The sequence below is a fragment of the Solibacillus sp. FSL R5-0449 genome, assembly GCF_037975215.1.
GTDB lineage: Bacteria > Bacillota > Bacilli > Bacillales_A > Planococcaceae > Solibacillus.
Map to the genome: position 1 here is coordinate 882,554 of NZ_CP150239.1, position 25,903 is coordinate 908,456.

26 protein-coding genes are annotated in these 25,903 nt (G+C 40.0%); 25 read left to right on the forward strand and 1 reads right to left on the reverse strand.

The window, feature by feature from the left end; all coding sequences use genetic code 11:
* The first annotated feature begins 20 nt into the window (after positions 1-20).
* Positions 21-1,070 carry a SepM family pheromone-processing serine protease gene (locus tag MKY27_RS04175; RefSeq protein WP_339198004.1) on the forward strand — a complete coding sequence of 350 codons (1,050 nt, stop codon included), beginning with the start codon at positions 21-23 and terminating at the stop codon, positions 1,068-1,070.
* Here MKY27_RS04175 and MKY27_RS04180 read toward each other — a convergent pair.
* Positions 1,067-2,275: a nucleotidyltransferase gene (locus tag MKY27_RS04180; RefSeq protein WP_339198006.1), complete on the reverse strand. Its 1,209-nt coding sequence runs from the start codon at positions 2,273-2,275 to the stop codon at positions 1,067-1,069. The two genes, MKY27_RS04175 and MKY27_RS04180, sit on opposite strands and share 4 nt — an antisense overlap.
* 184 nt (positions 2,276-2,459) lie before the next feature.
* Between MKY27_RS04180 and MKY27_RS04185 the strand changes: the two genes are divergently transcribed.
* The 24 genes from MKY27_RS04185 (at position 2,460) to MKY27_RS04300 (ending at position 25,901) form a co-directional block, all read left to right on the forward strand.
* A complete protein-coding gene (locus MKY27_RS04185) occupies positions 2,460-2,993 on the forward strand; it encodes a YceD family protein (RefSeq protein ID WP_339175441.1) in 534 nt (177 codons plus the stop codon).
* 23 nt (positions 2,994-3,016) lie between these two features.
* Positions 3,017-3,190: a 50S ribosomal protein L32 gene (gene rpmF, locus MKY27_RS04190; protein WP_008403415.1), complete on the forward strand. Its 174-nt coding sequence runs from the start codon at positions 3,017-3,019 to the stop codon at positions 3,188-3,190.
* Between the two features lie 155 nt (positions 3,191-3,345).
* Positions 3,346-4,110: an enoyl-CoA hydratase/isomerase family protein gene (locus MKY27_RS04195; RefSeq protein WP_339175442.1), complete on the forward strand. Its 765-nt coding sequence runs from the start codon at positions 3,346-3,348 to the stop codon at positions 4,108-4,110.
* A 127-nt stretch (positions 4,111-4,237) separates the two neighbouring features.
* Positions 4,238-4,624, forward strand: a complete 387-nt coding sequence (locus MKY27_RS04200; RefSeq protein WP_339175443.1) for a transcriptional regulator — start codon at positions 4,238-4,240, stop codon at positions 4,622-4,624.
* 134 nt (positions 4,625-4,758) lie between these two features.
* The gene (locus MKY27_RS04205) at positions 4,759-4,971 is read left to right on the forward strand and encodes an acetyl-CoA carboxylase biotin carboxyl carrier protein subunit (protein ID WP_079524997.1); all 213 of its coding nucleotides are present in this window, start codon (positions 4,759-4,761) and stop codon (positions 4,969-4,971) included.
* Between the two features lie 17 nt (positions 4,972-4,988).
* Positions 4,989-6,527, forward strand: coding sequence for an acyl-CoA carboxylase subunit beta (locus MKY27_RS04210; protein WP_339198007.1), 1,539 nt, complete (start codon positions 4,989-4,991; stop codon positions 6,525-6,527).
* 69 nt (positions 6,528-6,596) lie between these two features.
* Positions 6,597-7,490, forward strand: a complete 894-nt coding sequence (locus tag MKY27_RS04215) for a 2-dehydropantoate 2-reductase (protein WP_339198009.1) — start codon at positions 6,597-6,599, stop codon at positions 7,488-7,490.
* Positions 7,487-7,882, forward strand: a complete 396-nt coding sequence (locus tag MKY27_RS04220; RefSeq protein WP_339198012.1) for a DUF3397 domain-containing protein — start codon at positions 7,487-7,489, stop codon at positions 7,880-7,882. The genes MKY27_RS04215 and MKY27_RS04220 overlap by 4 nt, the downstream gene beginning before the upstream one ends.
* 108 nt (positions 7,883-7,990) lie before the next feature.
* A complete protein-coding gene (gene bshC / locus MKY27_RS04225) occupies positions 7,991-9,607 on the forward strand; it encodes a bacillithiol biosynthesis cysteine-adding enzyme BshC (protein ID WP_339198014.1) in 1,617 nt (538 codons plus the stop codon).
* A 175-nt stretch (positions 9,608-9,782) separates the two neighbouring features.
* The gene (gene mraZ, locus MKY27_RS04230) at positions 9,783-10,214 is read left to right on the forward strand and encodes a division/cell wall cluster transcriptional repressor MraZ (protein ID WP_014824545.1); all 432 of its coding nucleotides are present in this window, start codon (positions 9,783-9,785) and stop codon (positions 10,212-10,214) included.
* Between the two features lie 127 nt (positions 10,215-10,341).
* Entirely contained in the window at positions 10,342-11,292 is a 951-nt protein-coding gene (gene rsmH / locus MKY27_RS04235) for a 16S rRNA (cytosine(1402)-N(4))-methyltransferase RsmH (protein WP_339175449.1), read from the forward strand.
* Between the two features lie 3 nt (positions 11,293-11,295).
* A complete protein-coding gene (gene ftsL / locus MKY27_RS04240) occupies positions 11,296-11,676 on the forward strand; it encodes a cell division protein FtsL (protein ID WP_008403403.1) in 381 nt (126 codons plus the stop codon).
* Positions 11,677-11,714: 38 nt separating this feature from the next.
* Entirely contained in the window at positions 11,715-13,904 is a 2,190-nt protein-coding gene (locus MKY27_RS04245; RefSeq protein ID WP_339198015.1) for a penicillin-binding protein, read from the forward strand.
* A gap of 59 nt (positions 13,905-13,963) precedes the next feature.
* Positions 13,964-15,880: a penicillin-binding transpeptidase domain-containing protein gene (locus MKY27_RS04250; protein WP_339198018.1), complete on the forward strand. Its 1,917-nt coding sequence runs from the start codon at positions 13,964-13,966 to the stop codon at positions 15,878-15,880.
* A gap of 140 nt (positions 15,881-16,020) precedes the next feature.
* Positions 16,021-16,995, forward strand: coding sequence for a phospho-N-acetylmuramoyl-pentapeptide-transferase (gene mraY / locus MKY27_RS04255; protein WP_339175453.1), 975 nt, complete (start codon positions 16,021-16,023; stop codon positions 16,993-16,995).
* Positions 16,992-18,344, forward strand: a complete 1,353-nt coding sequence (murD, locus tag MKY27_RS04260; RefSeq protein WP_339198019.1) for a UDP-N-acetylmuramoyl-L-alanine--D-glutamate ligase — start codon at positions 16,992-16,994, stop codon at positions 18,342-18,344. Before mraY ends, murD begins: the two co-directional genes overlap by 4 nt.
* Before the next feature lie 42 nt (positions 18,345-18,386).
* A complete protein-coding gene (locus tag MKY27_RS04265; protein WP_339175455.1) occupies positions 18,387-19,445 on the forward strand; it encodes a putative peptidoglycan glycosyltransferase FtsW in 1,059 nt (352 codons plus the stop codon).
* A gap of 5 nt (positions 19,446-19,450) precedes the next feature.
* Positions 19,451-20,329, forward strand: a complete 879-nt coding sequence (locus MKY27_RS04270; RefSeq protein ID WP_339198021.1) for a cell division protein FtsQ/DivIB — start codon at positions 19,451-19,453, stop codon at positions 20,327-20,329.
* Complete coding sequence (locus MKY27_RS04275; RefSeq protein ID WP_339199632.1) at positions 20,310-21,050, forward strand: DUF881 domain-containing protein; 741 nt, start codon at positions 20,310-20,312, stop codon at positions 21,048-21,050. The genes MKY27_RS04270 and MKY27_RS04275 overlap by 20 nt, the downstream gene beginning before the upstream one ends.
* A gap of 23 nt (positions 21,051-21,073) precedes the next feature.
* Complete coding sequence (locus MKY27_RS04280) at positions 21,074-21,781, forward strand: DUF881 domain-containing protein (protein ID WP_339175458.1); 708 nt, start codon at positions 21,074-21,076, stop codon at positions 21,779-21,781.
* 14 nt (positions 21,782-21,795) lie between these two features.
* Entirely contained in the window at positions 21,796-22,161 is a 366-nt protein-coding gene (locus tag MKY27_RS04285; RefSeq protein ID WP_339175460.1) for a small basic family protein, read from the forward strand.
* Positions 22,162-22,263: 102 nt separating this feature from the next.
* Positions 22,264-23,559 carry a cell division protein FtsA gene (gene ftsA / locus MKY27_RS04290; RefSeq protein WP_339175461.1) on the forward strand — a complete coding sequence of 432 codons (1,296 nt, stop codon included), beginning with the start codon at positions 22,264-22,266 and terminating at the stop codon, positions 23,557-23,559.
* Between the two features lie 40 nt (positions 23,560-23,599).
* The gene (ftsZ, locus tag MKY27_RS04295) at positions 23,600-24,763 is read left to right on the forward strand and encodes a cell division protein FtsZ (protein WP_339175462.1); all 1,164 of its coding nucleotides are present in this window, start codon (positions 23,600-23,602) and stop codon (positions 24,761-24,763) included.
* A gap of 316 nt (positions 24,764-25,079) precedes the next feature.
* Positions 25,080-25,901, forward strand: a complete 822-nt coding sequence (locus MKY27_RS04300; RefSeq protein ID WP_339175463.1) for a sigma-E processing peptidase SpoIIGA — start codon at positions 25,080-25,082, stop codon at positions 25,899-25,901.
* Positions 25,902-25,903 lie beyond the last annotated feature (2 nt).

Here is a 25,903-nt window from a genome sequence, read left to right on the forward strand (position 1 = left end):
TTATAGAGGAGTTCAAATAAATGGGGAATAAAGGGAAAATAGCATTTGGCCTGTTTTTAATTATATTAATGGGTTTGTCATTTTATCGGTTGGATTACTATATTACAAAACCGGGTGGTACATATAATGTAAGCGAATTTTTGGCTATTCAAAATGGGGACCAGGACGATGAAGGTTCATTTTATATGACGACCGTTGCAATGGGGCAGGCAACTCCGCTAACGTATGCACTGGCAGCCGTCGCGGATTATTATGATATTGTAAAATTATCAGATGTGCGACAAGAGGAAGAAGATGACGAAGAGTATAATGTTCGTCAGTTGAAATATATGACGGACTCCCAATTTAATGCCACGTATGTAGCGTTCAATCGCGCAGGGCTTGATTATCAGGTGACATACAAAGGGCTTTATGTGTTGAATGTCCTTGCAGATGGTGCTGCAGACGGGCATTTAAAACCGGGAGACGAAATTGTTGAAGTGGATAATGAGCGTATTGACAGTTTGGATACGTTTTTGACGCTGATTACACCGAAAGTAAAAGGGGATAAGATTAACCTAGTTGTAAAACGTGATGGAAAACTGATTGATGAAACATTGGAGATTAAAGAAATTCCAGGTACTGAAGGGCGTATCGGGATCGGTATTACCTATTCAGAAAGTAAGTCAATCAAAACAGACCCGAAAGTGACCGTCAAAACAGAGGATATCGGCGGACCGTCTGCCGGTTTAATGTTTACTTTAGAGCTGTTAAATCAGCTGATCGATGAAGATTTAACAAGAGGCTATGAAATTGCAGGTACCGGTGAAATGCTGGAGGATGGAACAGTAGGCCGAATCGGCGGTATTGAGAAAAAAGTTGTTTCTGCGGATAAAGAAGGCGTCGATATTTTCTTTGCGCCTGATGATGAAATAACAAAAGAAATGCTTGAGTATAACCCAAGCATTACTTCAAATTATGAGGTGGCAGCCGAAACAGCTAAGGACATTGATTCCGATATGAAAGTCGTTCCTGTAAAAACAATCGATGATGCCCTGAATTATTTAAAACAACTAAAACCGAAAAATTAATAGCGAATAGGCGGAGTTTTATAATCTTCGTCTATTTTTTTATTTGAAAACTGCTGAATGCCTAATTGATACATCTGGGTCGCGTGCAGATCGATTGCCAGGATTGGATCGTTGACAGCTGCAACCCGGCTGATGAGCGGCAGTGAAAGGGACTTTTTAATTTTTGAAATATATTGCTGTCCTGCTGCTGTCATGCCCAATATCCGAATATAAGTAGGGCTTGAATAGGCATGTAACTGTTCTTTTGTGATTCCTGTATAAATATGTGTCAGCATTCGCTGCAGTCTTGTCCATGTATAACGCTTCGATTTCAACGCATTCATAAACTCCTCAAAATCCGAACTTGTTCTTGCATATTTAATAAGTGAGTTTTCAAGCCCTTCTGATACGTCTGCATACTGTTTTAACTGCTGAGGGGTATGTCTTAAAATAGCATATTGTAAAAGTGGCCAGAAACCATGCCAGCTGGCAAAGAGACCATGATTTTCCTGCCAGTGAACAAGTTGATCGATACTTGACTCAGGTAAATATTGTGTAACCTGTTTTAGAGACTTACCGCTGAACAATGCCTGTCGAATCCCGGTTGCACTGGCAATTTCACTGTCTGTATCAATCGCATCATGATAACCTGCAGCAATTCGCTGAATAGTAGCGGGCCGCATAACAGTCTGATTCTTCTCGATTGCTTCGACGTAATGGAAGCCTAATATATTATTTGGTTGCCCTAAATCAATGTATGCATCCGGGGAAAGTTGTTTAAGCTGTTCATATGCCGTAAAAAGAGCTTGCGGGTAGCTTTTGCCTTGCTGGATTGTTTCTTTAATGATGGAATTATAAAGTGTACGATTGCTTTCGATTAAGTGATAGGTGTTCAGAAAGGGCGTGATGCTTCCTTGTTCGCTCCCAAATGCTAATGTTGTACATTGCATTGCTTCCAGTAGCTGTACGGCACCTGAAGCAAAATCAGTTGCCTGAGCGGTACTGAAAATATAGGGAAGCTCGATTACGACGTCGACCCCGCTTGCGAGTGCCATTTTTGTCCGATGCCATTTGTCGACGAGTGCTGGCTCTCCTCGCTGTAAAAACTGACCGCTCATAACAGCAACCGCAATATCACTGTTCGTTGTACGTTTTGCTTCGTTTACGTGATGCAGATGGCCATTGTGAAACGGATTATATTCAACAACTATACCGACGGCTTGCATAAACTTCCCCCTTACGCTAAAATAGTTTTTTGTTCGCATCAATACATTCGAAATGAATGTATGTATGCAATATGTTAGAATTAATTTGATTATAAGCACGTTTTGTAATAGTGACAAGAAATTATCTTGACATCTTTTTTTATGGGCTATATAATAAACAGTGTTGTCTCGAGGTGATTAACGAATGAAATGGTCAATTCATCAATTATCAAAGTTTCGAAAAGACGGAATGCCGATTGATACAGTTGTTCAGTTGGATGAAGTAAAAACTCGTAACCCCGATATTCGAAACGTTTCACCCGTTCATGTAAAAGGGCTTTGTACTTTTGGTGCATCGCAAATGACTTGTCAATTAACGATTAGCACTACGTTGACGCTTCCATGTGCACGCACGTGGGAAGATGTTGAATATCCTGTGAACATTGAAACGGTAGAGGTTTTCAGCTGGACCGATGAGAGAAATCGCGGGGATGTTGAGGACGATATCCATTATGTTGATGGTGACGTTGTTGATATGAAACCAGTCCTGGAGGAATTAATTCTTCTGGAAGTACCGATGCAAGTATTCAAAGAGAATACCGAAGGACAAGTGCATGGCGGTAAAGGCTGGGACTATTCAACGGATGAAGATGTAGAAAAAGCTAAGGAAGTTGACGAACCAAAATTGGATCCAAGACTGGCTGCTTTAGCTAAGTATTTTGATCAAACAGATGAATAAATATCTGTAAGGAGGTGCCATCAATGGCTGTACCATTTAGAAGAACTTCTAAAACTGCAAAAAGAAAGCGTCGTACGCATTTCAAACTATCTGTACCTGGTATGGTAGCTTGCCCAAACTGTGGAGAAGCTAAACTATCTCACCGCGTTTGCAAAGCTTGCGGACAATACAAAGGTAAAGAAGTAGTAGCGAAATAATTCAGTATTTACGCTATATAAAGACTAGTTAAGAGACCATGGCTCTTAACTAGTCTTTTTTCTGTTTTTCGATAGAAGCATTGTCAAAACAATAGCGCTCTACTATTATTAGAATAGTTTGATATATCGAAATAATTACTAAAGGGGATGGGAAAGTGGATTATTTAATTCAGAATGAAGATGGGATTTTAACATTTACGATTAACCGAGAAGAAAAAAGAAATGCGATAAACTATGCGGTGATGGATGGTTTAAAAGAAGTTATTGCTTACATAAAAGAACATAATGATGTGCGCTTTTTAGTTATTACAGGTGCTGGTGAGAAGTCGTTTTGCTCAGGCGGGGACCTGTCGGAGTTTCATAGTTTGGAAACAGAAGAAGAAGCATTTGGCATGCTGAGTAAAATGGGCCATATTTTATATGACTTAGCGACATTGCCTGTACCGACCATTGCTTTGATTAATGGGACGGCTGTCGGCGGCGGATGTGAAATTGCGACAGCTTGTGATTTCCGCCTGATTTCCTCACATGCCAAAGCCGGTTTTATTCAAGGGACATTGGCGATTACGTCCGGATGGGGTGGAGGAACTTATTTATTTGAGCGTGGCCTTCGCCATGATCGTGCATTAAAAATGCTCGTAGATGCAAAACCGTATGACGCGCAAACATTATATGAGATTGGCTGGGCAATGCGCGTCTATATCGAAGGAACAAAAGAGCAGGCGCTTGCCGATTTCATTGAGCATATGGTGAAGGTTCACCCTTCCGTGCACCAGGCATATAAAGAAATTGAATTAAGAAAATGGCGCGAACGCAATATGTATGAGCGGGTGATGGAAGAAATCCGACTATGTGCAAAGCTGTGGGAGTCTGAAGCTCATCATAAAGCAGTGCAGAACTTCCTTGAAAAGAAAAAATAATCCGTTAACAAATTGCTTAACGATCCCTAGTTACGATGAAAACTATTTTTCTCGTAACTTTTTTTGTTTTTAAGTCTATTTTGTTCATCATGGCATATAGTAGTAAAAAATATGAGGTGGTGCAACTGTGGAGCAAAAAAGAAGGAAAGATCAATGGACAATTGCAGACGATGAAAAGTTAGCGGAAATTGTGATTCAGACAGTTCAAAATGGACGTACACAACTAGAAGCTTTTGAACAGGCAGCACAGGAATTAAACCGGACAAAGCAAGCTTGCGGCTTTCGCTGGAATAAAACATTGCGAGCGCAGTATGGACAGGTGTTGAACAGTGTCAGAAAGCGCCCGAAGCAGTTGATGCGCAGTCACTTAAAGCTGGCGTTATCTAGTTTTGAAGAATTGACAGAAGCATATAACGAACTAGAAATGAAATATTCGGAACTGCAATCAGAGTACGACAAAATTACGAAGTGGTTACAGCAAGGTGTAGCCTTAACTAAGGGGAAACCTAGTTGAAGAAAAATGAGTTATAAATAGAAATAAAATAATTTTTCGAGAAAATAATTGTAATTAATTTTAAGGCTACTTACAATAGAAGTAGAAACATAGCGCAAGTAGCGCAAATATCTTCTAACAAGGGGGCCTTTTGCATGGCAGAAGTAAAAGCACAGATGGCAGGAACAGTATTCGAAGTAAGTGTTAAAGAAGGGGACAGTGTGACAAAAGGGCAAACACTCATCATTTTGGAATCAATGAAAATGGAAATCCCGCATGAAGCAGAAGCGGATGGGACAGTAGCAAAAATTACTGTTGCTGAAGGAGATTTCGTTGAAGAGAATGATATTTTAGTAGAATTAGCTTAAGTGATGGAGGAAAGATAATGACACAGCCTACTTATAACGAACACTTACAGCAAAAAATAGAAGAAATATATGCAGGCGGGCAACCAAAATATCATGAAAAGTTAAAAGAAACAAATAAACTTTTTGTCCGGGATCGCTTGAAACAACTATTTGATGATGGAATTTATGAGGAAGATGCCCGTTTCGCTAACGTTGAGGCCGGTGATTTGCCTGCAGATGGTGTTGTAACAGCTGTTGGGCAAATTGACGGGCAAACGGTATGCGTTATGGCGAATGACTCTACTGTCAAAGCTGGATCATGGGGATCGCGAACAGTTGAAAAAATAATCCGTATTCAAGAAACTGCGGAAAAGTTGCAAGTGCCAATGCTTTACCTAGTCGATTCTGCAGGAGCGCGCATTACAGATCAGCTGGAAATGTTCCCTGGTCGACGCGGAGCAGGTCGTATTTTCCATAATCAAGTACGTATGAGCGGAATGATTCCTCAAATATGTATTTTATTCGGTCCATCTGCTGCAGGAGGAGCCTATATTCCGGCCTTTTGTGACATTGTAATAATGGTGGACGGAAATGCTTCAATGTACTTAGGGTCACCGAGAATGGCTGAAAAAGTTATCGGTGAAAAAGTTTCGCTGGAAGAAATGGGTGGAGCGCGTATGCACTGTACCGTTAGCGGCTGTGGGGATGTATTGGCTGCAAACGAAGAAGAGGCAATCCGTGAAGCGAGACGTTATATCAGTTATTTCCCTGAGAACTTCGCAGAATTCCCGCCGATTGATGAAACAAAGGCACCGAAAAGCGGGAGAACACTGGAAGAGATTATTCCGGAAAATCAGAATGCACCGTTTGATATGTATGAATGCATTGAACAGCTCATTGATGAAGACAGCTTCTTTGAAATTAAAAAGCTTTTCGCTTCTGAACTAATCACAGGGCTAGCCCGCATCGATGGGCAAGTTGTAGGGATTATCGCCAATCAGCCAAAAGTAAAAGGCGGCGTATTGTTTATCGATTCTGCTGACAAAGCGGCGAAGTTTATAACGCTATGTGATGCCTTCTCCATTCCGCTGCTATTTTTAGCGGATGTACCGGGCTTTATGATCGGTACAAAAGTAGAAAAGGCAGGCATTATTCGACATGGGGCGAAATTTATATCAGCAATGAGTTCCGCAACAGTACCGAAAATTTCGGTTATCGTTCGTAAAGCTTATGGAGCTGGCCTATATGCAATGTGCGGACCGGCATTTGAGCCGGATGCAGTCATTGCATTGCCGACAGCCCAAATCGCGGTTATGGGTCCTGAAGCGGCTGTGAATGCTGTTTATTCAAATAAAATCGAGGCGATTGAAGATCCGAAAGAGCGGATACAGTTTGTGAAACAAAAAATCGAAGAATACAAGGAAGAAATTGATTTATACAAATTGGCTTCCGAAATGGTGATTGATGATATTGTCGCACCAAATCAACTTCGACATACATTAATTCAACGCTTTAATTACTATAATTCAAAACAAATTGTCTTACCTTATCGAAAACATCCGGTATATCCAGTATAATAAATTTACCTAAAGGTCTGTCTTGAAGGCAGACCTTTTTAATTCGAAATAAATTTGAGGTATAATATAATGCGAATTGAAATCATTGGGGCAGGTGCAGTTGGTTTATTAGTAGCAAGCTATTTTGCTGAAAAGAATATGGACATATATATTGTCGGAAAACCTGTTGAAAAAACTGAATGTAGGGATATTCAGATTGCTAGGACGAATTTGAATCAATCTGTCGTGACCGTCAATGTTAAATATATTTCGGCACTTTCAAATGAAGCGGATTTAATCATCATAGCAGTAAAATATGGACAACTTCATGAAGTGTATGCAAGTATGGAGCAGGTAAAAGAATCTATTCCGTTATTATTTTTGCAAAATGGTTTAGCGCATTATGAGGAAGCACTTGCATTAAGTAAAGCCCATATTGCATTTAGCTCGATCCAATTCGGGGCTCTAAAACTGTCGCAGTATCATGTCGCCCATAAAGGGGAAGGCGTGATGAAGATTGCTGTTGCAAAAGGGGATCACAGCAAGTTTGATTTCCTGCTTGAACTTTCATCGTCAAATTTGCCGATCGTATTTGAACAGGATGCCGAAATGATGCTGATGGAGAAAGCACTGCTGAATTGTTTTATCAATCCATTAACCGCGATATTGCAAGTGAAAAATGGACAGCTGATTTCACAGAGCTATACATTACAATTATTAAACGAATTATATAACGAACTCATGACGGCATTTCCGCATTTTAAAGAAACGTTCCAATTTGAACAAGTGGTTGCGCTTTGTGAAAAGACGGCAGAAAATACATCGTCTATGCTGGCAGATCGTCTCGCAAATCGCAAAACCGAAATTGATACGATAGCGGGAGCAATTTTGAAAAAAGCGGAGCAAAACGGGAAAGAATTACCTGTGTTACAAACACTTTATCAACTAGTGAAAGCATTTGAAGAGAGCGGTGAACAACTGTGATATTATTTTTTCAATATTTAGTGGCGACAATTATTGTGTGCCCGATTATTGTTTTTATCACTATGCTGCTCATATGCCGTAAGCTTCGGATGAATAAATATAAAGCGATTGGCTTGGCAGCGGATATTACAACATTTCTTTTGTTATTTTCGATACCAATTGCGTTACAAGCAGTATGGAATATTGGTATATTAATGCCGATGCTAATTGTTGTACTTGTAATTGCGATTGTTTTTACATATGTTGATTGGCGAACGAAAAAAGAACTTGAAGTAAAGCCATTAATGAAAAAAATATGGCGTTTTTACTTTTTATTGTTCAGCATCACTTATTTTATAATTTGGATTGTTGGAATTACCCATTCAGTTATGATGTTTATGATGGTTGATTAGGTGGCTGGACTTTTCTTTTACTATAAACTAGTATCCGGAAAACAAGAGGCAAAACAATGATAAAGGTAATTTTAAAATTGAGTAAAGAGAAGTAGAGGAGAATTTTTCATGGAGCTAGAACAAATAAATTCACCAGTAACGAATAAGCTATTAGGAGACTATTGGTCGGAGAATGCCGATATCCATTCGTTTTTTGAATATAAATATAATGAGGGAGCTTTTGATCAACGATTTGCATATTTGAAAAATCGTGCATATCGTTCGAAAGAGCTGGCTCAAATTATTCGCAGTTATATGGAGCAGTACGGCATCTCGGAAAAAACGGCGCATCACTTAGATGAGCTTGAACAAGGTGCGGTAGTGGTAGTGGGTGGTCAGCAGGCTGGATTGCTGACAGGTCCTCTCTATTCTGTTCATAAAGCGATTACGGTTATTCTGCTGGCGGAACAACAAAGAGAAAAACTAAATGCACCAGTCGTACCAATGTTTTGGATTGCGGGTGAAGATCACGATATTGAAGAGATCAATCATACGTATACAATGGCGAACGGCGAAGTGAAAAAACGTGGTTACAGTGAACGTTCTAAGCTGAAGAAAATGGCTTCAACTACAGAATTGAATAAAGAAGCACTACAACAGTTTATTTTAAATGTATTTAAAGATTTCGGAGAAACAGAACATACAGCAGACTTGCTGAAAAATGTTTTGAGCCATGCAGAAAATAGTGAAACATTTACGGATTTCTTTACGCTACTGATGAATGATTTATTTAAAAAACATGGTTTATTAATGTTGGATGCAACATATGGACCGTTCAGACAATATGAAAAAAACTATTTTGTCCAATTGATTGAAAAGAACGAATCAATTGCAACGGGTGTTGTAGCGCAGGAAAGAAAGCTTGAGGAGAATGGCTATGCAATGCCAATCGAAGCTACGGAGCAAAATGCGAATTTATTTTACATTAAAGAAGGCGAGCGTTTTCTGCTGGAACGAAGTGGCGGCCATTTTAAAAATGGAACGGCACATGCGAATTTTTCAAAAGAGGAACTATTGGCTATAGCGAATGAGTCTCCTGAAAGTTTAAGCAATAATGTTGTAACCCGACCATTAATGCAGGAAATGGCACTGCCGGTACTCGCTTTTGTCGGCGGTCCTGGTGAGCTTGCTTATTGGGCTACGTTAAAGCCTGCTTTTGATACACTGCAGCTGCAAATGCCGATATTTGCGCCAAGACTCAGCATTACGCTTGTTACCCGTCAAGTAGATGCGTTATTGGAACAAAAAGAACTATCTGTAACTGATGTGCTCACAGGCAAGATCGATGAGCATTTAGCACAATTTGTAGAAAGTGTGAGAGACGAGCAAGTAACCCGCGCAATTGAGCAGATGCAAAAACAGATGGAAGAACAATACGAACAGCTGACGAGCTATCTTCAGCATGGTAACTATCATGTGGAAGATTTATTGGAGAAGAATAAAAATTACCATGAACGCCAATTCCATTATTTACGCTCAAAATTGGAACAGCAAAATATAGAAAAGCATGAAGTTGCAATTCGCCAATACAAAACGATCCAGTCACTATTATATCCGAATAATAGTTATCAGGAGCGCCTGTATAACCCTTATCTATTTCTAAATACCTATGGGGAAAAGCTGATTGATGATTTATTGGCGTTACCTATGAGTATTTCCATGAAACACCAACTTGTTACCTTATAAAAAATAAGAGTTATCTCGTATAGAGATAGCTCTTTTTTGTGTCTTTTGGCACCGAACGTATGTGTGAGAATATGCTCATTTACGTAATTTCAATTTATTGTTATGAGAAGCAATGAATTTGGTGGTAGAAAGTGGGGGGATGTGGTACATTATTTATTAAAGTGGGGTGAGTAGCATGTTCATGGGAGAATATCAACATTCTATCGATGCAAAAGGCCGTATGATTGTCCCTGCAAAGTTTCGAGAATCACTTGGAGAACACTTTGTAATAACTCGCGGGCTAGATCAATGCATTTTTGGATATCCTATGGATGAATGGCGAAAACTCGAAGATAAATTAAAGGATTTACCGATGACCAAAAAAGATGCACGTGCATTTGCGCGATTTTTCTTTTCTGGGGCTACAGAAGTAGAAGTGGACAAGCAAGGCCGAATCAATATTCCATCTACACTGATTGGATACGCTAATCTTGAAAAAGAATGTGTGATATTAGGTGTATCGAGTAAAATTGAAATTTGGGCGAAAGAATCTTGGCAGCAATACTTCGAGCAATCGGCAGAATCATTTGATGAAATCGCAGAAAATCTGATTGGCTTTGATTTTTAAATTTTTTCAGTAGAAGTTGGGGAAATTTAAAGCAATGGTCACTATTACAGAGCCGACACGAACTTTTAATCCGGGTGTAATAGTACCGAAATGAAATTGAATTAATATTTAAGAGGTGCTTTAAACTATGTTCGATCATACAACCGTATTATTGAAAGAAACTGTTGATGGGTTGAACATCAATCCGGATGGTATTTATGTAGACTGTACATTAGGTGGTGCAGGCCACAGTGAATACCTTGTAAAACAATTGTCAGAAAAAGGCCGTTTAATTTGCTTTGACCAGGATACAACGGCTATTGAAAACGCAAAAGTACGATTAGCCGATTATTTGGATCGCGTTATTTTCGTACACTCAAATTTCCGCTATTTAAAAGAAGAATTATACAAACTGAACATTCATCAAATAGATGGAATTTTATACGATTTAGGTGTTTCATCACCACAACTTGATACACCTGAACGAGGATTTAGTTATCATCACGATGCACCGCTCGATATGCGGATGGATCAGACTGCAGAACTTAGCGCCTATCATGTTGTGAATGAATGGTCATACGAAAATCTAGTACGTATTTTCTTCCGTTATGGCGAAGAAAAATTTTCAAAACAAGTTGCGCGCAAAATTGAACAAGCCCGTGAAATTGCTCCTGTTGAAACGACAGGTCAATTAGTAGAGCTTATAAAAGATGGTATTCCAGCCCCAGCACGTCGCAAAGGTGGACATCCTGCCAAACGAATTTTCCAGGCTATTCGGATTGCTGTAAATGATGAATTAGGCGCAGCGGAAGATTCTTTAGTAGATGCAATCGATTTATTGAAAATTGGTGGTCGTATAAGTGTGATTACATTCCACTCATTAGAAGACCGCTTGACGAAAACACTATTTAAAGAGGCTTCATCATTGCCTGATTTACCTCCAGGTTTACCGGTAATTCCAGAGCATATGAAACCAATCCTTAAGTTAGTGTCAAGAAAACCGATTTTACCATCAGACGAGGAGTTAGCTGCGAATAATCGTTCACGTTCAGCAAAATTGCGCATCGCTGAAAAAATTAACGATAAAGGACGTGGGTAAAAAATGGCAGTAAGAGCAAGACAAACTTATATACAACAGCAGCCAGAACTACCTCAACATCAGCAGCAGGAACAAAGACTGCCGGTCCAGCCTAAAAAACGCAAAGCAAAGTATTTTTCGGCACAGGAAAAGTTTTTGTTCCTAGTATTTGCAATCGTAGTAGCATCTTTCGCTATTTCCATATTACATACTCAAGGAGAAATCCAAACGCTCAGTATGGAAATCCAAAAAATCGAACGCGACATAACTGAAGTCAATAACAATAATACAGATTTAAAAGTACAAGTAAGTGAACGCTCCACTCACCAACGTATTTGGGAAAAAGCGAAAGAACTCGGATTAACACTAAATGAGAAAAATGTGAAAGTAGTGCCGGGAGAATGAAAAAGAGAAGATTTCGTTACCAGATAGGAGCCTTTCTAATGTTTATTTTCTTTGGAGGGCTCTTTTTACTATTATATTGGCGTTTTGCATCGATTCAGGCGACAGGAATGGTAAAAGGGCATGAATTGGAAGAAGAAGCATTATCAAGGTACGAAACTGGATATGTGTTATCAGCAGACCGTGGGAAGATTCTGGACCGCAATGAAAATGTAATTGCCGAAGATACATTAAGCTACCGTCTTGTAGCGGTAATTAAAGAGTCGGCAACAGAAAGCAAAAAAAACCCAAGGCATGTCGTCGATAAAGCAGAAACAGCTAAATTATTGGCGCAATACATTCCGATGGAAGAAGAAAAAATTTATGAACGGCTAAACCCTTCGAAAGATTTGTATCAAGTCGAGTTTGGATTGGCAGGGCGCGGCATCAGTCATGAAGTGAAAAAGAAGATTGAAGAGCTGAAATTGCCTGGCATTCTATTATATAGCGACAAAAAACGATATTATCCGAACGGCGCTTTTGCCTCTCATCTTATAGGTTTTGCACTGCGTGAAACCGATGATGACGGGAATTCGTCGGTTGTCGGTAAAATGGGGCTTGAATACATTTATGATAAGCAATTGACCGGAACTGACGGAAAGTTAACCTACCAGCGCGACGCCCGTAACTATTTATTGCCTAGCAGCGATAAAGTGGTTCAGGAAGCGCAGGACGGGAACGATATTTATTTGACAATCGATAAAACAATCCAAAACTTCCTGGAAGAAGCAATGTCACGGGTCAATGATCAATATAATCCACAGTCTATGGTTGCTGTCGTGGCAAATCCGAAAACGGGAGAAATTTTGGCGATGTCACAACGACCGACATTCAATCCTGACACGCGTGCAGGATTAGATGGTAACTGGCTAAATGATGTTGTTGAAAATACGATTGAACCGGGTTCCACATTTAAAACATTTACGGTTGCAGCTGCGATCGATTCGGGGAATTGGTATCCGAATGCCATGTACCAGTCGGGGCAGTATAAAGTTTATAACGATACAATACGGGACCACAATAGATACGGATGGGGTACAATTTCCTATTTAGAAGGTGTCCAGCGCTCTTCCAATACAGCAATGACAAATTTGCTTGATGTGATGGGATGGGAAACGTTTGAAAGCTATGTAAAGGATTTTGGGTTCGGCCAAAAAACAGGCATTGACTTACCAAATGAAGCGAGCGGCATTATTAACTCGCGCTATCCTTTAGAAAAATATACGACAACATTCGGCCAAGGATCGACTGTTACACCGATTCAGTTAATTCAAGGTGTGACGGCAGTTGCAAATGACGGGAAAATGATGCAGCCGTACGTAATTGATAAAATTGTCAATCCGAATACAGGTGAGGTTTTAGTAGATTCAAAACCTACTATAAAAGGTGAGCCGATTTCGGCAGAGACAGCCGAGAAAACACGTGAAGTGCTAGCTTCAACTATTTACGGGGAAGCTGGGAATGCGAAACGATTCCAAATTGACGGCTATAAAGTGGCCGGTAAAACGGGAACTGCCCAAATGCCGAAAGCAAATGGGGTTGGTTATGACTGGGGGAAAAATGAGTTCCTTTATTCATTTTTAGGAATGGCTCCAGCAGAAGATCCGCAGCTCGCTGTATTTATTGGCGTTGCAAAACCAAAACTAGGGGCAACCGAAATAGGTTCTGACCCGGTTTCACAAGTTTTCAATTCAGTTGTACTGAACAGTTTAAAGTATATGAATATCAATCCGTCGGACGTAGCGGAAGTCGAAACGACAAAAGTTGAGGATTATGTAGGGAACCAGACAGATACAGTTATGACTCAACTGGAAGCAGAGGGACTGGTACCGGTAATAATTGGTCAAGGCGGAGAGATTACAGAACAGTTCCCTGCAGCAGATGCATCATTAACAAGCGGGAGCATCGTTTTCTTAAAAACAGATGGAGAAATTACATTACCTTCGTTTAGTGATTGGTCATTACGTAATTTACTTGTTTATAAGTCCTTATCCAAACTCCCGATTGAAATTGTTGGGGAAGGCTATGTTGAAAGCCAGAGTGTTTCCGAAGGGACGCCGATAACAGATGCTTCACCGATCGTCGTCAAGCTCAAAACTCCTGAGGAAAAGCATTTGACCCCTCCGGCAGAGGATATGGAGCTTGAAGAAGAGGAAGACGAAGAATTTCTTGAAGAACTTCCACAAGATTAGAGAGATTTGAATACAAACTTCATCTTTAACATACGTTGTTTTAGGTGAGGTGTCATATTATGAAATGGGTAACTACAAAATCGAAAAAACGTTTAACATGGATCGCCATCGCACTTGGACTATACGGCGTGGCGATTTTTGTTAAATTAGTATCCGTTCAGATTATTCAGTATGATGAGCTTTCGACAAAGGCAAAAGAAAACTGGGACAGGGAAATTCCGTTCCATACACAGCGAGGCGAAATTACTGACCGGAACAATGAAGTAATTGTAACGAATAAACTAGCCCCGACTTTGTACTTCATGCCTTCACAAAACGAAGATAAAGAACAAGCAGCAGACGCCATTGCAAATGTACTCAATAAAGATCGTGCCAAAATATTGGAAAGACTGCAGCAGCGCGTATCCCTAGTAAAAATTGCTCCTGAAGCGAAAAATATTACGTATGAGCAAGCGGAAAAAATTCAGCAGCTCCAAATTCCGGGATTGTACAGTGGTGTCGATTATGTAAGGTCTTATCCGCACGGTAATTTGCTCGCACGCTTTTTAGGGTTTACAGGTGCAGATAACCAAGGCTTGGCAGGAATCGAATACGAGTATGATGAATTATTAAAAAGTTCGGACGCAGCCATTCGGCTATTTACGGATGCGAAAGGGAATGCATTGGAACATGTAGATGATGAATGGAAAGACGGAAAAGACGGAGCGACCATTCAGTTAACAATTGATTTAAAGCTTCAGAAAATCGTTGAACGAGAATTATCACAGGCTATGCTGGAGTATGATGCAGATCAGGCATTGGCCATTGCCATGAATCCAAACAGTGGTGAAATATTGGCGCTTGCATCATTCCCGACATATGATCCGACGAAATTTTCGGAAGTAGAGCCAAGTATCTACAACCGGAACCTTCCTGTATTTATGTCGTATGAGCCGGGTTCCACATTCAAAATCATTACGCTCAGTGCCGCAATTGAAGAAGGTGTAGTCAACATGGAGGAAGAACACTTTCATGACCATGGCTATACAATGGTCGAGGGAGCACGATTGCGCTGCTGGAAACGGGAAGGACATAAAGACCAGACGTTTTACGAAGTTGTACAAAATTCCTGTAACCCTGGATTTGTAGAGCTGGGGCAACGAGTTGGTTCAACAAAGCTGCTTGAGTATATTCACAAATTCGGATTCGGGAAAAAAACAGGCTCGAACATTGCCGGAGAATCGACAGGGATATTGTTTTCTAAAGAAGCATTTGGTCCTGTAGAGCATGCAACGACCTCTTTCGGTCAAGGTGTTTCTGTAACACCGATCCAGCAGATGCAGGCGGTCTCAGCAGCTATTAATGGCGGTACATTATATACACCGTATACAGTTTCAAAAATATTGGACTCTAAAACAAACGAAGTCATCATGGAGCAAAATCCGGAAGCGAAAGCGCAGGTCGTCAGTGAGGAAACATCTGAAAAAGTGCGTCATGCATTGGAGCTTGTCGTTGCAAAAGGTTCCGGTCGTCAGGCATTTCGTGATGGCTTACGCATCGGGGGTAAAACAGGGACTGCGCAAAAGGTAGAAAATGGCCGCTATAAAGACGGCGACTATATTGTATCGTTCATCGGGTTTGCGCCGGCCAATGACCCGGAAATTATCGTTTATGTTGCGATTGATAATCCGAAAAGCTCTCTGCAATTCGGAAGTGTTATTGCAGCACCGATTGTAGGACGTATTATTGAAGATGCAGCACCGCTGTACAATATCGAAAAGCAAAAAGATCAGATAGAACGGGATTACGTGTGGGGCGATGAATTGACTGAGCGTACACCAAACTTTATTGGAATGACTAAAGACGAAGTAATTCCACATTTATATCCTTATAAGATTGAATGGCACGGAGAAGGCGAAAAGGTAATTCAGCAAGTACCGTCAGCTGACAGCCTTATTCTCCAAAGTGGTAGTGTTCATTTATATTTAGGAGATTAATTTGAATTTCCATCTTTCAAAATGCAACTAAAACAACTATTATAGTGAAGGACGTTTTTCACAATAATAACTAGGCGTTGTAACCGTTGAAAATCAAACGTTCCACCATATTCAGACAGAAGTTTTAAAGGAGATATATTATGACATTATCAACAACATTGACCATACTCTTTTCATCATTTTTAGTAACGGTCATTTTAGCACCAGTAGGAATCCCTCTTTTACGCCGATTGAAATTCGGGCAAAGCATACGTGAAGAAGGCCCTCAATCTCATATGAAAAAAGCGGGCACACCTACAATGGGTGGTTTAATTTTCTTGTTAGCCATTATTATTTCGACAATTATCGTCGCAATGATTTTCGACTTGTTTACAACACAAACGATTGTATTATTACTTGTTTTAGTTGGATTTGGCGTAATTGGCTTTTTAGATGATGGGCTTAAAGTTATTTTCAAACGTAACTTAGGATTGACTTCCCTACAAAAATTGATTGGGCAAATCGCAATTGCAATTGCCGCATTTTTACTATTACGTTTAGGTTCATTTGATACATCTGTAGGAATTCCGTATACGGATTTATCGATTGATTTAGGAATTCTGTATGTTGGGTTTTTAATTTTCTGGCTCGTAGGTTTTTCAAATGCGGTCAATTTAACAGATGGTTTGGATGGACTCGTATCCGGAACGGCTTCAATCGCATTTGCTGCATTCGGTGTCATCGCATTATTCAATGAGCAGGCCGATATCGCATTATTTGCATTTGCTGTAACTGGTGCATTACTTGGTTTCCTTATCTTTAATGCAAACCCGGCTAAAGTGTTTATGGGAGATACAGGTTCCCTTGCACTAGGCGGTGCATTGGCGATGATTTCGGTCCTCGTAAAACAAGAATTGCTGTTACTATTGATCGGTCTCGTATTTGTTATTGAAACATTATCCGTTATTTTACAAGTAGGAAGCTATAAACTGCGTAAAAAGCGTATATTCAAAATGAGTCCGATTCACCACCATTTTGAATTATCTGGGTGGTCAGAATGGAAAGTCGTACTAGTATTTTGGTCAACAGGTTGTATCGTAGCACTTATAGCAGTATTAGCGGAGGCGTTATTATGATGGAATATGAAGGATTACAAGCTAAAAAAGTACTCGTTTTAGGATTGGCTAAAAGTGGTGTTGCGGCTGCAGAGCTTTTGCATCAGTTAGGTGCATTTGTAACAGTCAATGATGCAAAGCCATTTGATGCAAATCCTGAAGCGCAGGAGCTTTTATCTAAAGGAATTACCGTAATTTGTGGCCGACATCCGGAAGATTTGCTTGATGAAGGTTTTGAGATAGTCGTAAAAAACCCTGGGATTCCATACACAAATCCGATTGTTGCCGATGCGATTGCCAAAGGTCTTCCTGTCATTACAGAAATGGAACTTGCTTATTTAGTAAGTGAAGCGCCATTTATCGGTATTACTGGTTCGAATGGTAAAACAACTACGACAACTTTACTTTACGAAATGCTAAAAGCAGGCCGTTTAAAACCATTGATCGCCGGGAATATTGGAACCGTTGCTTGTGGTGTTGCAGCAGAAGCAAAAGCAGATGAGGTCATCGTTACCGAGTTATCATCGTTCCAGTTAATGGGGACACGTGAATTCAGACCACATATTGCAATTTTGACAAATCTGTATGAAGCCCATTTAGATTACCATGGGACGTTTGAAGAATATGCAGAGGCTAAATTTGGGGTCACACGCAACCAGACAGCCGAAGATTATTTTATTTATAATGCAGATCAGGAAGTTGTGGCGAAATATGCTCAAAAATCAAATGCCCAACTCGTTCCATTTACGACAAAAGGCCATGCAAAACAAGGGATCAGTGCCGATAAAGAAAACATTTATTGGCAAGGCGATGCGGTCTTAAAACGTGATACTATTGTATTGCCGGGTGAGCATAATTTAGAAAACATCTTATGTGCTGTAGCAGCAGCACTACTGCAGCAATGTCCTATTGAAGCAATTGAAGAAGTTTTATCAACATTTGCAGGGGTACGTCACCGTACGCAGTTTGTCAGAGAATGGCAAGGACGCAAAATTTACAATGATTCAAAAGCAACAAATGTACTGGCAACGAAAAGTGCCTTGGCTGCATTTGAGCAACCGATTGTATTATTGGCCGGCGGATTAGATCGCGGGCATTCATTTGAAGAGCTTCGTAAAGAAATGACACGTGTAAAAGCAGTAGTCACGTTTGGCGAGACTGCACTTCGCTTTATCGAATTTGCAAAATCATGTGGCATTACGAATATTGTGCGTGCAATAGATGTAGAAGATGCAGTCGGTTATGGAGCAAAAATGTCTGAACAAGGTGACATCATTTTACTGTCGCCTGCATGTGCAAGCTGGGATCAACATGCGAGCTTTGAAATTCGAGGCGACTTATTTATTGATCGTGTTATGAAACTTTCATAAGAAAGGATAGTTACACTGTCGCAAAAAAATCAACAGTATTTTATGATCAGTGCGATTGCATTGTCGCTTATTGGCATTCTCTTTATTTTTTCTGCAGGTACATATTGGGGGAATGTTCACTATAATGGACAAACCCCGTTTTACCTGAAACAGGCAATTTATTTCATCGTTGCACTTATCATTTGTGCAGCGATTATGAACTGGGAGTTTTTGCAGCAACCGAAAGTGTGGAAGACTTTTTATATCATCTCACTTGGCTTACTAGTTGCTGTTCTTATCCCGGGTATCGGGATCGTCCGAAATGGTTCGCAAAGCTGGATTGGGATCGGTCCTTTAACGATACAGCCGGCTGAGATTGCGAAAGTAACGACAATTATTTATATTAGTGCATTATTGACACAGCGGAAATCGTATGAGCGAATTGTACAACTGAAGCATTTTCTCATACTGATTCTTCCCGCAGCCTTAATTATGCTTCAGCCTGATTTCGGTGCTGTCTTTATTTTAGTAGTGGTTGTTTTAATTATATTTTTTATTGCCCAATATCCGTTGCGTTTATATGTTGTTCTTATCACATTAGGTATAGGTGGCCTTGCAGGGTTAATTATCGCGGCCCCGTATCGACTTAAACGGATTGAAGCATTTATCAACCCTTGGGCAGACCCGTTAGGAAGCGGCTTCCAGGCGGTTCAGTCATTATTTGCGATAGGTCCTGCTGGCTTGTTTGGACATGGATTATTAAAAAGTAGACAAAAGTATTTATACTTACCGGAACCGCAGAACGATTTTATATTTGCAATCATTTTAGAGGAAATTGGACTTGTCGGTGGAATGGGACTGCTGCTTATTTTTGCGTGCTTTTTAATTTTAGGATATCGCTTGGCATTACAATGTAAACATGTATTTCATTTTTATGCTATTTGCGGACTGACAACGATGATTGCTGTACAGGCAGCGCTGAACATAGGGGTAGTTATTAATTTACTTCCTGTAACAGGTGTAACATTGCCATTTATAAGTTATGGCGGAACATCGCTCGTTGTTGTATGGGTAACAGTAGCGCTTATCTTAAATTTCTCTTATGAAAGAAGGAAGGAGTAGAGATAATGGAAAAAGTAATCGATATTACAGAGCGGGTACCCGCTATGAAAAAACGCAGAAGACGTCGCACAAATCTAAAATTTTTAGCACTCGTGACGATTTTTCTTTTTATCATTATCATCCTTCTTTATTTTCAATTACCTTATAGTGATATAAAAAAAATTGATATTAAAGGGGCATCCCTTAAGGAAGATACGTACTATATCGAACAGTCAAACCTAAAAATTGATGATTCGTTATGGGGGTTTAAAATTTCAGAAGTGGAGCAGGCAATTACTCAGCATGAATGGGTAAAATCCGTTAATGTCGAAAGAAAATTCCTGAATGAAGTTCAAATTACGATTGAGGAATGGCAAAAAGTAGCTTACATCACACAAAACGGGGAATTTTACCCTATGCTTGATAACGGCATTGTTTTTGAAGAATCCAATGAAATTGTTCCAATCGATGCCCCGATTTTCCGGGACTTTGAAAATGAGAATCTTCGAAAAAAGCTGTTGAAGGAACTTGCAAATTTAAAGCCGGAAGTATTGTCGCTCATTTCCCAAATTAATGCAAATCCTACAGAAGCGGACCCGTATTCAATTACGCTTTTTATGAATGATGGCTATGAAGTACGCGCTGATGCGAATACTTTAGCAGAAAAGTTAAATTACTATCCATCGATCATCGCGCAAATTGAAAGCGAGGACGTTTCTGAAAAAGGGATTGTAGATATTGAAGTCGGGTCATATTACCGACCTTTTTCAGGTGAATATTCATTGATAAAAGAAGACACTGAAAAAACTGAAGAATCAGCAGAAGAAACAGCCGATGAAACAGAAAATGCGGAAACTGATGAAGGGGGGCAACTGGAAGAACAAAATGAAGAAGAGCCGGAATAATAGCAGCAGCCAGCCGAAGAAAAAACCTACCATATTTTCAGGAAAGTATGGCGCCATACTAATTGTATGCGTGATTACAGGATTTATTATCGGTTTTTCCTATAATTTATCAAAGGACAAGCGTACATTAAGTTCTGCCTCTCCCCAGTTTGAGCAGGAAAATCAGTACTTGGAAGATTTGATTGAAAAGCAGGAAAGAAACAAAGAGCTTGCAGATGAGTTGGCCCAATTAGAGGAAAAAATTCGTACTTATGAAAAGCAGTTTTCTTCAAATGAATCGCAATATGAACAGAATCGCCAGGATGCTGAGCAATTGCGGCTGTTATTAGGCCTAACTGATGGGATGGGACAAGGGATTAGAATTACATTGCAAGATGGTGATTATAATCCGAATACTACCAACCCGAACGAGTATATTGTGCACGAAAGTCACATATTTAAAGTATTAAATGAATTAAAAATTGCAGGTGCCGAAGCGATATCCATAAACGGACAACGTTTAAAACCCAATTCCTACATTGCCTGCAATGGTCCTGTCATTACAATTGATGGACAACAATACCCTGCACCATTTGTAATCGAGGCGGTAGGTAATCAGGATGTACTTATTTCTTCGTTGGAACTGGCAGGAGGAGTATTTGACCAATTATTAAATGAACAAATTGTCGTTACTTTGGAAACAGACGACCTAATCGAGATGAAAACAGTCAGCGATGAGTAAAGCATAAGATCGGAGGGAAGATGATGACGAAAAAAATGTACCGTAATATTACAATCATCTCGTTCATCATCGGCTTTATGCTTGCAGTGCAATACAACACTGTTCAAAAACCGGCAGAAAGAACTACGGTCGATATTTGGGAAATTCGTCAGCAATTATTTGCGGAGCAGGAGCGGCATTCAGAATTGCTGACCGGAATAAGCGAATTGACCGAAACGGTAAATAAATATGAGGATGCAGAGTTTGATAATCCGGAAGTACTCTTGCAGCAAACGGTTGATCAGCTTAAAGAACGTGCAGGGATCCTGCCGGTTGAAGGACCGGGGTTAACATTAACGGTTGGCGCCTCACCGGAATTAATGGCTTTAGGCTATGAAATAAAGCCTGTATCCCCTGAACTGTTAATCCGCCTTATCAATGATTTAAACCGCTATAATGCCCGGGCCATTGAAGTGGATGACAAACGTTTAAGCTACAACTCGGCCATTCGCGATATTAATGGAAAAACGACGATCAATAGTGAGCCGATTCAAAATACGGATATTGAAATAAACATTATTACATTTACGTATGAGCAGGCCGAAAAAATGAAAAACCATTTGCTTGCATCTACGTTCCAGGATGAGTTTTATATTGATAATCTAGTATTGACGATTCATGAAGCAGAGCAGAATCTACAAATCGACTCAGTTGTGCCTGTACAAAAAAGTAAGTATTTATCAGAAAAGTAGAAGGGGATGCGAATATGTGGTTACCACTTTTAGGTCTTGTATTAGGTGTGGTATTAGGGATTTTAACAGATATTCAAATTCCATCTGTTTATGAAAACTATTTATCCATTGCTGTACTGGCGGCTCTCGATACTATGGTCGGCGGTATCCGTGCATTATTGCAGCAAGTATACGACGACAAAGTATTTATTTCCGGGTTTTTCTTTAATATAATTTTAGCAGCAGGATTGGCTTTTCTCGGAGTTCATATAGGTGTCGATCTTTATTTAGCCGCAATTTTTGCATTCGGTGTTCGACTATTTCAGAACATCGCAGTCATTCGTCGGTTATTATTGACAAAATATGAAAACAGAAGGTTGAAAAAGGAGGAAAACTCTTAACAATCACGTTAAAATATCATTACAAATTATCGTTTTACTTAGACAATCAACGAAAATTACAATAGAATGAACTATAGGAGTAATCGAAGGAGGTGCAGAAAGTTGAATCATCAAGAAATTTATGTCTCACTCGATATTGGATCATCTTCAATAAAGGTCCTAATCGGTGAGATGAACGGTGATCAATTGCACGTAATTGGTGTAGGTCATGTGAAATCAACAGGAATAAGAAAAGGTGCAATAGTTGATATAGATGCAACTGTACAGTCCATTAAAAAAGCTGTAGACCAAGCAGAGCGAATGACTGGTATTAATATAGAGGAAGTGGTGCTTGGAGTTCCTGCAAACCAGACAGTTCTACAGCCTGTAAAAGGGGTTGTAGCGGTAAACGGTGAAGACCGGGAAATCACGGACGATGATTTAGCTAGAGTAATAGACTCTGCACAGGTAATGTCGATTCCACCAGAGCGAGAGTTAGTAAATTTGATTCCTAAACAATTTATCGTGGACAACCTAGATGAGATTAAAGACCCGCGTGGTATGATTGGCATTCGTTTAGAGATGGATGCGACAATGATTACGACATCCAAGACGCTTGTACATAATGTTTTAAGATGTGTAGAACGTGCAGGCTTGCAAATTCGCGAAATCTATCTACAGCCATTAGCAGCAGGGTATTTTGCGCTGACGGAAGATGAGAAAAACCAAGGAACTGCCTATATTGATTTAGGCGGCGGCTCAACAACTGTTGCGGTATTCCAGGATGGACTGCTGACAAATACAGCTGTTATCCCGGTAGGCGGGGATCATATTACGAAAGATTTATCGATTGTATTGAAAACTCCTACTGAACAAGCCGAAAAAATCAAAAAGCAGTATGGACATGCCTTTTACGATGATGCTTCAGATGAACAGACGTTTGACGTTCCTGTTGTTGGTACAGATACAACAGATCAATACAGTCAACGCTTTATATCAGAAATTATCGGAGTGCGTTTAGAAGAGTTATTTGAATTAGTATTGGATGAATTAGCACGTATGGGGGTACAGGATTTACCGGGTGGTGTTGTGATTTCCGGCGGGGTAGCTCAGCTGGAAGGAATTGCTCAGCTGGCGCGACAAGTAATGTTAACTCGAGTTCGTATTTATACACCGGATTACATCGGTGTACGTGAACCGGCCTTTACGACGTCAGTAGGTTTAATTCGATATGCACATGCAGAAGACGAATTTTACGGAAGAAGCGAGCCGGTACCAGCTTCTTCATATGCAGCACCTTATCCTACTCAACCAACTCCTTCTAAAAAACAATCAAATGTGCCGGAGAGAGTAGAAAGCGCAAGTAAAGTAAGTGTGATTGATCGCGCGAAAAACTTATTAAACAAATTTTTCGATTAATACGAAAATGAATGACGTGAACAATTAGGAGGAGAAGAGTATGTTAGAATTTGAAACGGATGTTGAACAATTAGCCGTTATTAAAGTAATCGGCGTTGGCGGAGGCGGTAACAATGCCGTAAACCGCATGATTGAACATGGTGTACAAGGTGTAGACTTTATCGCTGTAAATACAGATGCGCAAGCTTTAAATCTGTCAAAAGCTGAATATAAACTACAAATTGGCGGTAAATTAACACGTGGACTTGGAGCAGGGGCAAACCCAGAAGTAGGTAAAAAAGCTGCTGAAGAAAGTCGCGAACAGTTGGAAGAAGTATTACGCGGTGCCGATATGGTATTCGTAACTGCCGGTATGGGCGGTGGTACTGGTACTGGTGCAGCACCAGTAATCGCATCAATCGCACGTGATTTAGGTGCATTGACAGTAGGTGTTGTAACACGTCCATTTACATTTGAAGGCCGTAAACGCCAAACACAGGCAATCGGCGGTATTACTTCAATGAAGGAAGCAGTTGATACATTAATCGTAATTCCAAACGATAAGCTACTGCAAATTGTTGATAAATCAACACCAATGCTGGAAGCGTTCCGTGAAGCGGACAATGTATTACGTCAAGGTGTACAAGGTATTTCAGACTTGATCGCAACACCTGGTTTAATTAACCTGGACTTTGCCGATGTAAAAACAATCATGTCCGATAAAGGTTCTGCATTAATGGGTATCGGGATCGCTGCTGGTGAAAACCGTGCAGTAGAAGCCGCTAAAAAAGCAATTTCTTCTCCATTACTTGAAACATCAATCGATGGAGCAAAAGGTGTTATTATGAATATTACAGGCGGAACGAACTTAAGTTTATTCGAAGTTCAGGAAGCTGCCGATATTGTACAGCTTGCTTCGGACGAAGAAGTAAATATGATCTTCGGTTCTGTAATTAACGATAACTTAAATGATGAAATTATCGTAACGGTAATTGCAACAGGTTTCTCTGATGACTTTATTATTCAAAAGCCACAGCCTGTACGTCCATCAATCGGTGCTCGTCAACAAGCTGCAACTAGTACAACTCAGCCGCAACAGCAGCAGCCTGTACGCCAGCAAGAACAGGTGCAGCAAGAATCGCCGCGTCAAACACAACAAACAAACTATCAGCAGGACGATGCATTGGATATTCCGACATTTTTACGCAATCGTCGCAATCGCTAGTCTTATAGATTTTCATAATATGAAAAACGATTATTTACATGTACATGTGAATAATCGTTTTTTTTTAGTTTAAGAGAGGCTGTGGAAAGTAGCTTGCTATACAATGTGCTCCAAAGAAAAAGTAGAAAAACAGATTCCCCGTTACAAAAAAGGTCCCCCTCTCTACCTATGTTTCTATAACTTTCCCTCTGCCAACTTTTTGTCGATTGAATTTGAATAGCGTAACAATATGTCATACGATTCTTCCAGATTTATGCAACAGTTAGACAAAATACACTGAGGGGGTTTGATAATCTTATTTACAGGAGGACAATACATGTATGCAGAGTGGATTCTTTTAATGAATTTTTTAATGAATCTCGTACTACTAAAATTTACCGCAACCATAACATATACCATCATTCCAATTTGGAGATTACTATTAGGAGCCTTTTGTAGTGCGCTGATCGCTGTGTTATTTATGGGAAACATATTCATGTTGCTTGTAAGTTTCATCGTACTATTGGGCATAGCCTTTTCATTTAAATGGAAAATATTTTACGAGCAAGGGAAGTGGATTGTTGTCGCTACTTTGCTCGCAGGTGGATTAATAACAGCATTACAACCATTTTTGCTTGCATCTCCGTTTTTCGTTTATATTTTTTTATGTTTCGGCATAGTATGTATTAGTTTGACAGTGATGAAACAAGGCTGGTTTCAAAAACTGCAGAATGTTGCACAAAGTCGGTATGTCACGACAAGCAAAGTGGAACTGTTCGAACAACAAATGGAGCTTGTAACATATATTGATACCGGAAATGAATGCACGGAACCTTTAAGTCAGGCGCCGGTCCATTTTATTTCATTTAAAGCAGTTCAATCGATGTTACCGGATGAATTTAGTGAATGCCTGCTCAAATGGGATGAACAGGAGCCTTACTCACTGACAATGTTTTCAAAGGAAATACAGAAAAGAATACGTATTGTTCCTATTACAACGGTTCAAAAAGGCACATTACTCGTACCGGCCTTTCGTGCCACAATTGTCATTCAGAACAAGACGTATCCAAATCACTATGTTGTATTTACGAAAAATGATGCGCGCTTTCCGCAAAATGCACAAATGATTGCACATGTGTTTGTCCTAACGAATTCATAAGG

Coding starts and splice junctions, on each gene's coding strand:
- MKY27_RS04175 (WP_339198004.1), top strand. CDS start 21: ATGGGGAATAAAGGGAAAATAGCATTTGGCCTGTTTTTAATTATATTA.
- MKY27_RS04180 (WP_339198006.1), bottom strand. CDS start 2,275: ATGCAAGCCGTCGGTATAGTTGTTGAATATAATCCGTTTCACAATGGC.
- MKY27_RS04185 (WP_339175441.1), top strand. CDS start 2,460: ATGAAATGGTCAATTCATCAATTATCAAAGTTTCGAAAAGACGGAATG.
- rpmF (WP_008403415.1), top strand. CDS start 3,017: ATGGCTGTACCATTTAGAAGAACTTCTAAAACTGCAAAAAGAAAGCGT.
- MKY27_RS04205 (WP_079524997.1), top strand. CDS start 4,759: ATGGCAGAAGTAAAAGCACAGATGGCAGGAACAGTATTCGAAGTAAGT.
- MKY27_RS04210 (WP_339198007.1), top strand. CDS start 4,989: ATGACACAGCCTACTTATAACGAACACTTACAGCAAAAAATAGAAGAA.
- MKY27_RS04215 (WP_339198009.1), top strand. CDS start 6,597: ATGCGAATTGAAATCATTGGGGCAGGTGCAGTTGGTTTATTAGTAGCA.
- bshC (WP_339198014.1), top strand. CDS start 7,991: ATGGAGCTAGAACAAATAAATTCACCAGTAACGAATAAGCTATTAGGA.
- mraZ (WP_014824545.1), top strand. CDS start 9,783: ATGTTCATGGGAGAATATCAACATTCTATCGATGCAAAAGGCCGTATG.
- rsmH (WP_339175449.1), top strand. CDS start 10,342: ATGTTCGATCATACAACCGTATTATTGAAAGAAACTGTTGATGGGTTG.
- ftsL (WP_008403403.1), top strand. CDS start 11,296: ATGGCAGTAAGAGCAAGACAAACTTATATACAACAGCAGCCAGAACTA.
- MKY27_RS04245 (WP_339198015.1), top strand. CDS start 11,715: ATGTTTATTTTCTTTGGAGGGCTCTTTTTACTATTATATTGGCGTTTT.
- MKY27_RS04250 (WP_339198018.1), top strand. CDS start 13,964: ATGAAATGGGTAACTACAAAATCGAAAAAACGTTTAACATGGATCGCC.
- mraY (WP_339175453.1), top strand. CDS start 16,021: ATGACATTATCAACAACATTGACCATACTCTTTTCATCATTTTTAGTA.
- murD (WP_339198019.1), top strand. CDS start 16,992: ATGATGGAATATGAAGGATTACAAGCTAAAAAAGTACTCGTTTTAGGA.
- MKY27_RS04265 (WP_339175455.1), top strand. CDS start 18,387: ATGATCAGTGCGATTGCATTGTCGCTTATTGGCATTCTCTTTATTTTT.
- MKY27_RS04270 (WP_339198021.1), top strand. CDS start 19,451: ATGGAAAAAGTAATCGATATTACAGAGCGGGTACCCGCTATGAAAAAA.
- MKY27_RS04275 (WP_339199632.1), top strand. CDS start 20,310: ATGAAGAAGAGCCGGAATAATAGCAGCAGCCAGCCGAAGAAAAAACCT.
- MKY27_RS04280 (WP_339175458.1), top strand. CDS start 21,074: ATGACGAAAAAAATGTACCGTAATATTACAATCATCTCGTTCATCATC.
- MKY27_RS04285 (WP_339175460.1), top strand. CDS start 21,796: ATGTGGTTACCACTTTTAGGTCTTGTATTAGGTGTGGTATTAGGGATT.
- ftsZ (WP_339175462.1), top strand. CDS start 23,600: ATGTTAGAATTTGAAACGGATGTTGAACAATTAGCCGTTATTAAAGTA.
- MKY27_RS04300 (WP_339175463.1), top strand. CDS start 25,080: ATGTATGCAGAGTGGATTCTTTTAATGAATTTTTTAATGAATCTCGTA.